The sequence below is a fragment of the Methylobacterium sp. Leaf465 genome (assembly GCF_001424705.1).
Classification (GTDB): Bacteria; Pseudomonadota; Alphaproteobacteria; order Rhizobiales; family Beijerinckiaceae; genus Methylobacterium.
The window spans coordinates 1-11,935 of record NZ_LMRA01000021.1 but is presented as its reverse complement, the minus strand read 5'-3'; the positions used below and the strand labels follow the sequence as shown (position 1 = coordinate 11,935).

10 protein-coding genes, 3 pseudogenes and 1 other annotated feature are annotated in these 11,935 nt (G+C 54.7%); of the genes and pseudogenes, 8 read left to right on the top strand and 5 right to left on the bottom strand.

Annotation, left to right across the window (positions count from 1 at the left end; all coding sequences use genetic code 11):
• The first annotated feature begins 128 nt into the window (after positions 1-128).
• The 4 genes and pseudogenes from ASG51_RS24180 to ASG51_RS12155 all read left to right on the top strand — a co-directional run.
• Positions 129-2,075, top strand: a complete 1,947-nt coding sequence (locus ASG51_RS24180; protein WP_156389698.1) for a glycosyltransferase 61 family protein — start codon at positions 129-131, stop codon at positions 2,073-2,075.
• A gap of 536 nt (positions 2,076-2,611) precedes the next feature.
• The gene (locus tag ASG51_RS24175; RefSeq protein WP_156389697.1) at positions 2,612-4,375 is read left to right on the top strand and encodes a hypothetical protein; all 1,764 of its coding nucleotides are present in this window, start codon (positions 2,612-2,614) and stop codon (positions 4,373-4,375) included.
• Between the two features lie 729 nt (positions 4,376-5,104).
• Complete coding sequence (locus ASG51_RS12165) at positions 5,105-5,476, top strand: hypothetical protein (RefSeq protein WP_056381093.1); 372 nt, start codon at positions 5,105-5,107, stop codon at positions 5,474-5,476.
• A gap of 842 nt (positions 5,477-6,318) precedes the next feature.
• Positions 6,319-6,761 (top strand): annotated as a pseudogene (locus ASG51_RS12155) (transposase); the annotation flags it as partial.
• Positions 6,600-6,716, top strand: a sequence feature (AL1L pseudoknot). Its footprint overlaps the pseudogene before it by 117 nt.
• A 5-nt stretch (positions 6,762-6,766) precedes the next feature.
• Here ASG51_RS12155 and ASG51_RS23445 read toward each other — a convergent pair.
• Positions 6,767-7,536 (bottom strand): IS5 family transposase gene (locus ASG51_RS23445; protein ID WP_156389696.1). Its coding sequence is split into 2 segments (ribosomal slippage): positions 6,767-7,221 and positions 7,221-7,536, totalling 771 coding nucleotides; the frame shifts between segments, so codons are not numbered across the junction.
• Between the two features lie 81 nt (positions 7,537-7,617).
• Positions 7,618-8,584, bottom strand: a pseudogene (locus ASG51_RS23440) (IS630 family transposase).
• On the opposite strand from ASG51_RS23440, the gene ASG51_RS12135 reads away from it, so the two are divergent.
• Positions 8,583-9,449: an IS3 family transposase gene (locus ASG51_RS12135; RefSeq protein WP_277996210.1), complete on the top strand. Its 867-nt coding sequence runs from the start codon at positions 8,583-8,585 to the stop codon at positions 9,447-9,449. The pseudogene ASG51_RS23440 and the gene ASG51_RS12135 sit on opposite strands and share 2 nt — an antisense overlap.
• A gap of 36 nt (positions 9,450-9,485) precedes the next feature.
• Here ASG51_RS12135 and ASG51_RS12130 read toward each other — a convergent pair whose 3' ends face one another.
• Positions 9,486-9,701 carry an IS3 family transposase gene (locus ASG51_RS12130; RefSeq protein ID WP_056381083.1) on the bottom strand — a complete coding sequence of 72 codons (216 nt, stop codon included), beginning with the start codon at positions 9,699-9,701 and terminating at the stop codon, positions 9,486-9,488.
• A gap of 95 nt (positions 9,702-9,796) precedes the next feature.
• Positions 9,797-9,931, bottom strand: coding sequence for a hypothetical protein (locus ASG51_RS25355; protein ID WP_277996209.1), 135 nt, complete (start codon positions 9,929-9,931; stop codon positions 9,797-9,799).
• Between the two features lie 235 nt (positions 9,932-10,166).
• Here ASG51_RS25355 and ASG51_RS24170 point away from each other — a divergent pair.
• Positions 10,167-10,302, top strand: a pseudogene (locus tag ASG51_RS24170) (IS5/IS1182 family transposase); the annotation flags it as partial.
• Positions 10,299-10,532 carry a hypothetical protein gene (locus ASG51_RS12120; RefSeq protein WP_056381080.1) on the top strand — a complete coding sequence of 78 codons (234 nt, stop codon included), beginning with the start codon at positions 10,299-10,301 and terminating at the stop codon, positions 10,530-10,532. The pseudogene ASG51_RS24170 and the gene ASG51_RS12120, both read left to right, overlap by 4 nt.
• A 144-nt stretch (positions 10,533-10,676) precedes the next feature.
• Here ASG51_RS12120 and ASG51_RS23435 read toward each other — a convergent pair whose 3' ends face one another.
• Positions 10,677-11,396: an ABC transporter gene (locus ASG51_RS23435; RefSeq protein ID WP_244480143.1), complete on the bottom strand. Its 720-nt coding sequence runs from the start codon at positions 11,394-11,396 to the stop codon at positions 10,677-10,679.
• Between the two features lie 285 nt (positions 11,397-11,681).
• Here ASG51_RS23435 and ASG51_RS12115 point away from each other — a divergent pair.
• Positions 11,682-11,935, top strand: a 254-nt coding sequence (locus ASG51_RS12115; protein ID WP_162245231.1) for a dTDP-4-dehydrorhamnose 3,5-epimerase family protein, incomplete at its 3' end; no start/stop codon positions are given.

Below are 11,935 nucleotides of genomic sequence, written 5' to 3'. Positions count from 1 at the left end.
CGCGGTGCCGATCCAGCTCATCGCCTACCACACCGCCGTCTTCATGGGCAAAGACGTCGACCAGCCGCGCAACCTCGCCAAATCCGTCACGGTGGAATAAAAATTTCGTACAAGAGGGAGTCCCTAAAATGATTACACGAGAAATCTCAGAATTTGACTTCCAAGCTTTTTCTGAAATCGATCATCTTCTCGATGAAAACATCAACACAGGCTTATTCTACAGTTCACATAAGCAAATTGCATATATGAAGGATCTGTTAGTAAGCTCTCAATTCAAGGAATACTTTAATAATTTCCTTAGATCAGAAAAAAAGTATGACTACATTAGCAGAAATCCGGTGTGCTTATTTAGGACATCAAATGTGTATTTTATGCCGAAATTCGGAGTTATCATATCTGAGGACGGGGATGTTTATAGAGAGAGCTTTGAAGAAGCACGCTGGGTCACCCCAACAAAAGCGCAACTTCCAGGCTTCTCAATCGTGGACGGCAATACGGAATTCAGGCCTTCAGAATCGATTGTGGCTATCGATAAAGCGTTTATATGTATGCCGCTCGGCAGCCGAGCAAACTATGGCCATTTTATCACTGACTGTCTGACCTCTCTATGCATTTACAAGGATTTCATAGAGAAACATCGCCTTCCAGTGGTATTCCCTAAATTAGAAAAGTGGCAGAGATCTCATTTAGACCTACTCGAACTTACGGTACCGATCTTAGAGAGGGATGACGAAATTCTAAAAATCAATAGAGCATTTCACAGTAACATTATGAATCACTTTCTCCACAACTTAACATCAGACGTATCTGATTTGGCCGATCTACAATTAAAAAATGTCAAAGCAACACACAAGACGGATCTACGCTTCGAAAAGGTTTTCCTTTCAAGAAAAGGTCAGCCGTTGCGCCAGTTTGAACAAGAAATTATTCTCTTACAAGAATTGAAAAAACTGGGTTTTGTTAGCATTTCTCCTGAAGAATACTCAGTCGATGAGCAAATTCTTATTTTTAGTCGTGCAAAAATCATAATAGGGGCGACTGGAGCGGGCTTCGCAAACGTGGCATACTGCTCTCCATCAGCTGTCATCATCGAAATAATGCCAAGCTCATTTGATGGAAATGTTTGGGTTCGAAATCTTTGTGCGGTTCGTCACTGTTACTGGCTTCCGATTATCGTTCCTGAGGCAAAGCCCTCTGAACCTACATTCGTTGAGGGCGTTCTTCGCTCCGAAGGCGGCTTAAAGTACGATCCCTCCTACGATATCAGCCTTATTATTGAACATATTTTACCTATAGTAATGCTCCTATACAAGAATGATTTCGAAGACGAACCCTCTTCTGCTCAAAATCTGTCAGAGCTGCGAGAGATCAAATCGCTAAAGTACATTGCTGTGAAAAATAAAACCGATAAACAGGGAGCTCATAACTACGCAGATAATTACGACATGCATTTCACACAATATCGCAATAAGAGGGTAAAAATCCTAGAAATTGGCATCGGGGGCTATGATGACCCGAAAGCCGGTGGCGAATCTTTAAGAATGTGGAAAGAGTATTTTACGAACGGACTTATAGTGGGATTAGATTATTATGAAAAAACACATCACCAAGAAGACCGAATTGTTACCTACAAAGGCAGTCAAGACGACCATGTGTTGCTAAAAAAAATAAACGCCGATCTAGGTCCGTTTGATATAATAATTGACGATGGTAGTCACATGAATATTCATGTTTTATCATCTTTTAACTGTCTGTTTCCACTGCTGAAAAACGGTGGGATATATGCCGTCGAAGACATCCAGACTTCTTACTGGAAGAAAGTTTTTGGCGGGTCTTCTGTGGAATTCAATAATAAAGAAACATCTGTGGGATTTTTCAAGAGCTTGGTTGACGGATTGAATTACAAGGAATTTGAAAAGCCTGGATATATTCCATCGTATTATGATCGAAATATAACTTCAATCCACTTCTATCATAACCAGGTCTTTATCTACAAAAACCCCAATTTAGAAGAAAGTAACGTTGTGGTAGATAACTGTCTTCCTGAAGCTTATTCCTCTTTTTCAACGGAATGATTACAATAAAACTCGCATGAGAACTCTCGACAACCTGTCTGACCACTTTGCTAAGACGGAATATTGCGAGCCTCAAGCTATTGCGGTGTATTGCTAAGTAGACATAAATAAAAACCTAGATGTTCCGGGGTGGAGGATGAGAATGCCTTCACCCCGATTTACCGGAAGGCTTGAGTATCTCGCTATAGACCTTTAGGAAAGCGCCTTTCTTCTCTGACCAAACTCGCTGATTAAGTTTAGTAAAGGCGGTCTTGAATACTGATTGCTCCCCTTCCGTCCCAAACTGGAGTTCGCACCGGAACATAATGACGTCGTTGGACCATTTTAGCGAATTAATGTGTGTGCTGATATCCGTCTGAGCTCATGTAAGGTGCACGCCGCGATCTTCCTGCGCACGTTAGTAAAGCCGTTTGCCGAGCGGAACTCGAAGATCAGCACTAGCAGCAAATATCGCTCTGCCTTCCTCCGTAAGATATGCCACCTGCGCAGCAAAAATGTTGTTTCTGCACTCCTGCGGAAAGAAAATGTGCTGAGACTTGTCTCAGCTGTGCCCTGGTCGTATCAACCTCTTCAATTTATCGATATTGCTCGCAAAGAAAGTTGTGGATCGTATGACCCATGTGCGATCATTTCATTATACAGCTCTACTTACCGCTTTTGCCCTTATCGGCAACGCTGGCGCATCAGCGTTCGATCTACCGCTAAACGCGCCGGGCATTCCAATTAGTGGCGACACTAGGGGGTCCAATGGTCCGGAAGTAGGTGCGTTCGCAGACAACATCCACGTCGCTAGGAGCGAAAGCTCTCCTTCTCAGGCTCCCAGCTCGATCAGCGGTGCATTCAGCTCGACCGCGGCGCTTCCTGCCTGGGCAACTCGACCTCTTTCCGCTCGTGCCGACGGTTGCGTGAACGTCAAGGATTGGGGTGCCGTTGCTGACCTCGTAGTCGATGCTAGCAATAACTACGTGTCGGGGACGGACGACAAGGCTGCGTTTCAGGCTGCAATCGACTATGCAATTCGTCTAGGGAAAGATGTTTGTGTGCCAAGCGGAGCTTATTATCTCGCTTCCGGTCTCACGATCGACACGTCCTTTGCAACGGTAGAGACGAGCGCTAGGCCGTCGCTTCGAGGGTCGAGCCGTGGCACTACATGGCTCCGTTACGGCGCAGGTTCGTTCAGTGCACTGACTTATATGGGTGGGACCGCTGGCGCAGGTCCACATACCTATTCGACAATCTCCGGCGTTCGACTTGATAAAACCGACGTTCAAGGAATTGGGATTGACTTGCGGACTGCCGCATTTCTTAATTTTGACGACATCACGGTAGCCGGTTTTGATAAAGGCATCCAGGGTGTGGACGTCCTATCGACGCGCTTTCGTTCGGTTTCAATTACATCAAATCGGATTGGTGCGCAGTTTTATCGCGGAGTGTTCAGCTACCCAAATGCCATCACGTTTACTGACTCTAACATAGGAGGCAATTTCGAGATTGGGCTACTTGCCAGTAATCCGACTACATTGACAATCCGAGGCGGTGAAATTGGATCTAACGGCTGTAACAGCGTTGAGCGAACACGCGGGGGTGTAGTTGTACTTGGCGGACCGCGTGAAGGTGGCGTTGGCTACATTTCTGACGGTGTTTACTATGAGGGCAACTGTGGTCAGGCTGACATCAACATCGCTGCCGGTGCAGATGCAGGGACTTTCACAATTAACGCGAATACATTTAATCGTGTGACATCATCGAAATTCGTAACCAGTTCGCTCGTTGTATCTGGCTCGGCTCAGATCCTGGTTGATGTACGAGGTAACGCCTTCAAACGCTTTAGTCCCTACGTGGCCTCTGCAAACCGTCCGTACATCGAAGTAAGTGGCATGACGAGTTCTAAATCAGTCTTGGACTTCGCCCCGACTAACCTCATGGATGATGCGGCAATTGAGGGTCCCAGACTTTCGTCTTGGCGGAACTGGACGCCGACCATCGGAGCAGCGTCCGGTGCGATTACAACCTCATCTATTACGGCCGCACGCTATCACCAAATTGGCAAAAGCGTAAGCTGGGAGGCTGATTTTTCTATCCTGTCTAACGGAAGTGGCGCGAGTGCCTTGACTATAAGCCTACCAGTTATGCCTCTTAGTGGCTTAAAGCATGTCTTCACTGGACAGGCGAGCACTGGAGCAATGCTTGTTGGTACAACGACGACTGGCGCCAGTACGCTCATCTTCAACTATTCTGGTGGATATCCTGCGGCAGATGGCACTCGCATCCTGCTTTCGGGAACATATGAGGCGCAATAGGCATCAAGTTGGAGAAACCGGCATCAGGAACTTAGTTCTTTCTATAATACACGTCTTCCGGTTGGACGATTAGGGCGCTATGGGCGCTCAGCTCGTTATATATGGTGCCCGGTCACAGCGGACTGTGTGTTTTTCATAATCTATCGCGCCTTGGCTCTCCCTTAAACCCATTTTGGCGGCCACATATACTTTCCCTAATCCTAAGGGTTATAGATGCAACCCTTACCCATTTGCAAAACTAGGCCTGTCGCACGTGAATTGCCCCCGCTGACAAACTATACGGCTTTTGCACCCGCTTCAATTATAGTCAATGTTACTACGAGACTGCTCTATCGGTTCGATGGTAAACTACCGAGAACTTTCCTGTCCCTCACGCAAGCACCATGCTACTCTGCCTGACCAGCTCTGAAAAACTCAACCGAGCCAATGAGTTGTTGCGGCAGATTTGCGAACGAATTAGTCGACGCCTGAACTGTCCTGTTCTACCGCACTGAATCTATTCTCGATCAGCCGCCCGGAATTAGCGCGTTAACCGGCCCTGGTACACTATGCCCTTGAGGGTGCCCCGGTGCGCACATGGATGCGGATGGATGAGAATTGTTGTAAGCCCATAACCCATCTTCTTCCGCTCTAGGCAACCGGCGACTGTTTTTGTTCTTCAGCCCGATCGATACGTCCGCAGCTTTAAGTGGCCCGTTCTGGGCACTCTGTCGCAATAGGCACAACCGCATGAAGTTCCCCGTGATCCTTCGCCGAATCGCACTACCCTCCGCCAAGCATCACATGCCCGGCTTTGATGAGGTCTATTATCGTTATTGGTATCGCGACGTCATAAACTTCAAAGGTACCGCCCTTCAGCATTTTATGAAATTTGGCTGGAAAGAGGGTCGCGACCCTAGTGCCGGCTTCAGTACCGACGGATATCTTAACGCGAATCCCGATGTTGAGGCTAGAGGTGACAATCCATTGAGTCACTTCCTAAATCACGGCTTAGCGGAGGGGCGGAGAGGCTGGGAAAAGGATATGGGCGCACCGGCACCATCGCCTAGACAGATCTCGGCCGCTGTGCTGCAAAAGCTTTTGGCACCTCCAAAGAAATAATATCGTTTATCTACTTTAAGCTCTTGTTCTGGCCCGTCTCCGCCGAGCTTACAAGTGTCGTTAAGTACTGCGAGGGGGGATAATTTTGCAATTGCATTCAGCTTTGTTGATCAGACTTGACCGACCGGCTTAGGGGCGGGCTAGCTGAGAGGTCATCCAGTAACGAAGAAGCTGGATATAATGCGAGGTCAGGAGACGGGCGCGGAACAGGTGGCGCTCAAGCTGCGCTATATCGAGATACAGACAGCCCAGACATGAGCTTAGCGATAGTGTGCAAGAAAGCGGATATCGCGGAGCTGAATTACTATCGCTGATGCGAAGAATATGGTAGAGTGTAGGTTTATCAGGTACACCATATGAAGGATCGAGAGACGCGTAACCGGCGGCTTCGTCGGGCGATCTCCGACCTAAATCTGGAGAAGCTAATCCGGAAGGAGTTAGCCTCGAGAAACTTCTTCTCTGTTTGGGGTTCGTGGTCAACTCCCTTCGGCGTGCATCCTGGATCAGCGCGTGAATGGTCCTGCGGAGCTCTTGCTACTCCTTAAGGTCGGGCTGTACTGCCGCATGAGCAGATCAGGGGAAGTGGGCAAAGCGGTTATCAAACCGGGCACTCGGCTTAATCGATGCTCGAGTTTCCCTTGGTCTCATTTGCTCCCTTTGCCCCCACAAGAGCCTCTTTGACGCCGGAGGAGCTCGATGTCTCGCGATGCCGGTGTGTGAACGTCAAGCCATGGTGCCGGACCCGCAGAAGTCTGTCTCGTCACGGCTCATGCGATGCAGCACGATCGGAGGTGAACCGCGCCGGGTTTTCCGGCGGCGCCAACTCTTGCGAGGATGGAGCCATGACGAAGCGAACCCCACCCTTTTCCCCTGAAGTCCGTGAACGCGCTGTGCGGATGGTGTTGGAGCATCAGGGCGAGCACGACTCTCAATGCGGTGCGATCCGCTCGATTGCCGCCAAGATCGGCTGCCCGGGTGAGACGCTGCGAAATTGGGTACGTCAGGCCGAGCGCGACCAGGGCCAACGAGCCGGCCAGACGACGGACGAGCGCCAGCGGATCAAGGCGCTGGAGCGGGAGGTTCGCGAAATCCGGCAGGCCAACGAGATCCTGAGAAAGGCATCGGCGTATTTTGCCCAGGCGGAGCTCGGCCGCCCGTTCAAGCGATGATCGCGTTCATCGACGATCACCGCGGGGCCTACGGGGTCGAGCCGATCTGCCGCGTGCTGCCGATCGCGCCGTCGACGTATCACGCCCATGTCGCGCGCCTAGCCGATCCCACTAGGGCGTGTCATCGCTTGAGCCAATCGAGGGCGGCTGCGAGGGAGAGGACGCCCATGAAGCTGACGGCAGTCTTCTCGTAGCGGGTGGCGATGGCGCGCCACTCTTTGAGCCTGGCCCAGAGACGCTCGACCTGATTGCGGTTGTTGTAGATCCAATCCGGGCAGGCCACGGGCGCTTCGTGGCGCTGAGGCGGGATCGCAGGCCGAGCGCCCATATTCCAGATGTGTTCGCGAAAGACGTGGCTGGTGTAGCCGCGGTCCCCCACGACCCATTTGGGTACCCCCGGCAGTGGGTCGAGCAGGGGAACAGCGTGAGGGAGTTCGTGGGCCCGACCGGGCGCCAGMCGGAAGGCGATGGCGCGRCCCYGTCCRTCSGCGATCACGCAAGCCTTGGTGCCATASCCGCCACGYGAGCGGCCAASAGCTTCACGAGCRTCTCGCTCGGSYSCAGATCCCCCCTTTTGGCRGCTCCCGCCGCCTTTTGGTGCGCYCGMAYGTTCGTGCCGTCSAGGAACACCATMCCGAGTTGGACRCCSCGCTCCTGCACGAGGTAAAGAAGCCGCTCCCAGACGCCAGCACGCGACCAGCGGATGAAGATCTGGGCAGCCCGCCACCAGGGTCCCAATTCCTCGGGAATGGCTCGCCATTTGGCTCCGTTCTGATGCCGCCAAAGGATGGCCGAGAGCGTGCGCTGCAGATCCTGAGGAGGCGTTTTGGCCTTGGGCCGGCAGGCTTCAACCAGGGGCTCCAGATCAGCCCATTGCGCGTCGCTCAGCATCGTCCCTCCTCCATCAGAGAGACGAAAACGCAAGCCCAGCCAATCTGTTCAGGCGACGGCAGGCCCTAGAGCGTTTTCCACTTACTCCGGATCGTAACCGGCGGCAGCGAAGTAGTTTGCGCACTCGGTTGGGTTGAAAGCGTCGAGCAGATCGCCGACGACAGTCCAGAGCCGATCGACCGTGCGCTCGGCCGCTTTGTGCAGCAGCGCCTTGAGTTTGGCGAAGGCCATCTCAATCGGATTGAAGTCGGGCGAGTACGGCGGCAGGAAGCGAAGCCGTGCGCCGCTGGCCTCGATGGCGGCCTGGATCGCTGCGCCCTTGTGGGCGGGGAGGTTGTCGAGGATGACGGTATCGCCGGGCCTGAGGGTTGGGGCGAGCACCTGCTCGACGTAGGCCAGGAACCACTCCCGCGTCATCGGTCCGTCGAGCACCATGGGCGCGCTCATCCCCGACAGGCGCAAGCCCGCAACGAACGTCGTCGTGAGCCAATGGCCATGCTGGATGCCCGAGCGCAGGCGCTGACCGCGAGCACAGCGACCGCGCAGGCGCGCCATGCGGGTGGAGAGACCCGTCTCATCGATGAAGATCAGGCGCTCAGGATCGAGGTCGGGCTGCGCGGCAAACCACGCCTCACGGGATGCGGCCACGTCGGGGCGATCCTGCTCGGTTGCGTGCGCTGACTTTTTTTCCATATCACCGCGCGGCAGGCGAAGAAACGCCAAAGCGTGCCCAATCCGACCGAGACGCTGCGCTCGGTACGCAGGCGTTCCTGCATCTCGGCCAGCGTGATGTCGCTGCGCGGTCCTTCGGTTCGTCCTTCTCTTCGGTGAGGGCGAGCAGGAAGGCTTCATGCACGTCGAGCTTGGAGCCGGGTGGACGGCCCTGACGCTGAGCCCGCGTCTCTCCTCTCATCGTCGCATGCGCGGCCCAGCGGATCACGGTAGCGACGCCAACCCGATAGCGCAGGGCCGCGGCCCGGCGGGACAGACCTGCTTCCACCGCGTCCAGGACGCGAACACGCAGATCGTGACTGTAGGCACGGGCCATGGCGATCTCCCTAACAAACCTTCAGGGATCAACGCTCACCTCGCCGCAACGACTCAGGGATCGTGGAAAACGCTCTAGGCTGCCAGCACGATCCAGGCGGGATGCGGTGCTGATGACCGAGATCCGGCGCGTGTACGAGGCGAATTTCTGCGTCTACGGCGTGCGCAAGATCTGGCGGCAGCTCGACCGTGAAGGGATCACGGCGGCTCGTTGCACCGTCGCACGGCTGATGCGAGCGATGGGTCTGCAAGGCGTCGTACGAGGCAAGACAGTCCGGACGACGATCCCTGATCCAGCCGCGGCGTGCGCACTCGACCGGGTCAACCGGCAGTTCAAGGCCGCGTGTCCGAACAGGCTGTGGGTCGCGGACTTCACCTACGTCGCCACCTGGGGCGGCTTCGTCTATGCGGCTTTCGTGATCGATGTCTTCGCTCGCCGGATCGTGGGCTGGCGCGTGTCGCGCTCAGCGCGGGCGGACTTCGTGCTCGATGCCTTGGAGCAAGCTCTGCATGAGCGCCGCCCCTTCGCAGGCAGCGGTCTCGTCTGTCACTCCGACCGCGGATCGCAATACGTCAGCATCCGATACACCGAGCGCCTTGCTGAAGCGGGCATCGAACCCTCCGTCGGCAGCGTCGGCGACTCGTACGATAATGCTCTTGCCGAGACCGTGATCGGACTGTTCAAGACCGAGGTCATCCATCGGCGTGGCCCGTGGCGGTCGTTCGAAGCCGTCGAGTTCGCTACCCTCGAATGGGTGGATTGGTTCAATCACCGTCGGCTGCTCGAACCGATCGGCAACGTGCCTCCCGCTGAAGCCGAAGCGCGCTACTATGCCCAGACCGAGGCGCAAGCCTGGGCCGCATAACCCAAACCAAATGGCCTCCGGGAATTCCGGTGCGGTTCAGCGGCGAACACGTGGCTGTAGGTCATGCGCGCGCATGAGGCGGCGGACCTTCTTGTGATTCACCCCCCATCCTTGCTGGCGCAGGGCCGCTTGGACGCGCCGCCAGCCGTAGGCTTCGAACGCGTCGCAGACCGCGGCCATGGCCTCGACGAGGGCAGTGTCGTCACCAGCCCGCGTCGGAGCGTCGTAGTAGGTGGAGCGCGCCAGACCCATCAGCCGGCATCCCGCAGCGACGGAGAGGCTGCCGGGCCGGTGATCACGGACGTAGGCCCGCTTCTCGGCGGCGGTCCCTGACGCAGGGCCCCTTTTTAAAGCTCGAGCTCGAGCTCGAGCGCCTGCCGGCCAACGAGCCGTTCGAGCGCAGCGATGCGCGCCTCGTAGCCTTGGATCGTGTCGGCGGCGGCCGCGTCGTCGTCGTACGCGCCGGTCTCGTACTTCTGCACCCAGACCCGCACGAGGTTGCGCGAGAGATCGTGGCGCTTGGCCAGGCCGTGCAGCGTCTTGCCGGACAGGTACTACTGTGCGACCTGACGCTTGAACGCGACGCTGTGGGAACGGTGTCGTGCCATGGTCTTCGTCCTTGGAAGACCCGGCCATCCGGTCAATCAGCCCCGCCCAATCCATCCACCCAAAGGGGCCCACTCCAATCCTGGGTCCCTTTTGCACGCCGATCGACACTTTGGCTGGATTAAGACCGTCGGTGGTCTGCGCAAGACCGCTTCATAGGCCGCGACAAGGCGAATGGGCCTTCGCCTCGACGGCGGCGGCCTTCAACCTAGTCCGACTGCCAAAGCTGCTTGGAGCTCTGATGTGAGCCTCTTGGGTAAGTGGCGGATCGTCGAGCTGCTTGGCAATGAGGACGACCATACCGACACGGTCGAGCCAGCCTACATACTCTTCGAGAACGGACGCGGCGAGTTCGACTTCTGGTGTGTCACCGGGGCTTTTGCTGGTGGAGCCCGCCACGGGAGTGATCGCGCCGCCATTACGGTCGGCTCGAGCGGCAATGACGAGAAGACCCGGTTGCGTCTCTGGATTAGCTGAGCTCCAGGCTGACGAATCACTTCGAGGCGAAATCCGCGTCCATCCAGCGACGAAATCTCCTTAATCGCCCGCTGTTGGCAGACTTCTTCGGCACCCTGCCAGGAGAGCATCCAATTTCCTTTCAGACGGGAAAAGTGACGTCCCCTATAGGAAACGCCGAACTACCGTTCTTTCCATCAAAAGGCCGAGGCAAATCGTCCCGAAACACCACCCTATCACGTAATAATAGTCAACCGTAACACCGATTTGTGGATTATAAGCTAGGCGAACCCATTCGATGATCTGCACCATAGGGTTCCATTTCATTATATCATACAATTCGGTAGGAAGCAGATGAGGCAGGAAAAATACGCCTGATGTAATATAGATTAGAATAGTAATGACGATATAGCCCCATAGCCAGCCGGGAAAAAACGACATGACACCAATATTTACTGCGCCCATCCCAATTCCGAGGAGCAGCGCCATACAATACCCAGAAATTGCCAAAGCTGGTTCAGATGGGATTAAATCAACCTCAAGGATTGCCATTATTCCTATGATGATAAGAAGCCCCTGAAAACCTTTTATCGTCTCGACAATAAAACGTGAAATCATTATGTCGAAAGACTTTACTTGCGGATAATACATAAGCGGTCTATTGACAACGATAGCTTTCATAGCTTCCCGCGAAGTGTACTGAAAAACAAGTGCCGGGACAGCACCTGTTGCCACAAATAAAATAGGATTATTCCCCATTGGCGACGGCATGCCACGAAAGACCATGATCGCAACCATAAAGAAAATGTGAGCTACAGGCCAAAGAACGACAAGTACATAACCCCAGTACGACCCCCCAAAGCGTGTTCGCATATCACGAAGCATTAGGGCTCTGATTACGCCGACGTAGACCTCAAACTTGCTACGTTTTGTGGGGGAGTGTGGGCTAAGTGACATTTTATTTCCGTCTGTATGCCATTGTGAACGCCTAGGTGATCAGTTAGACGAAATTGCGAGCTCAGGCTCTGCACCGTGCCCGGCGCCATCAATGATATGCCGGGTACAGGTTCCAAAACCCGCGTCTCAGCGGCTCCGCGAAGGCAACCACTTGCCGCTTCGGCCGCCACTCTCATCTACGAGCGCGAGATTTGAAGACGGAGGCTTTCCTGCATGCAGGTGATTGAGACGGAGATTCCGGCGGTCCGGCGGGTGGTGCCGACGCGCTTTGGCGATGCGCGGGGCTGGTTTTGCGAGACGTACCGGGCCGACATCCTGGCGCGCGCCGGCATCGCGGATGTGTTCATCCAGGACAACCAGTCCTTTTCTGCCCCGCGCGGCACGGTGCGGGGCCTGCACTTCCAGCGCCCTCCCATGGCCCAGGCGAAGCTCATCCGGGTGCTCGCGGGTGCCATCCTGGATGTCGC

Bases quoted from the DNA above. Each gene is read 5' to 3' on its own strand.
- ASG51_RS24180 (WP_156389698.1), top strand. From the start codon at position 129: ATGATTACACGAGAAATCTCAGAATTTGACTTCCAAGCTTTTTCTGAA.
- ASG51_RS12165 (WP_056381093.1), top strand. From the start codon at position 5,105: ATGAAGTTCCCCGTGATCCTTCGCCGAATCGCACTACCCTCCGCCAAG.
- ASG51_RS12135 (WP_277996210.1), top strand. From the start codon at position 8,583: ATGGCGATCTCCCTAACAAACCTTCAGGGATCAACGCTCACCTCGCCG.
- ASG51_RS12130 (WP_056381083.1), bottom strand. From the start codon at position 9,701: ATGGGTCTGGCGCGCTCCACCTACTACGACGCTCCGACGCGGGCTGGT.
- ASG51_RS23435 (WP_244480143.1), bottom strand. From the start codon at position 11,396: ATGCTTCGTGATATGCGAACACGCTTTGGGGGGTCGTACTGGGGTTAT.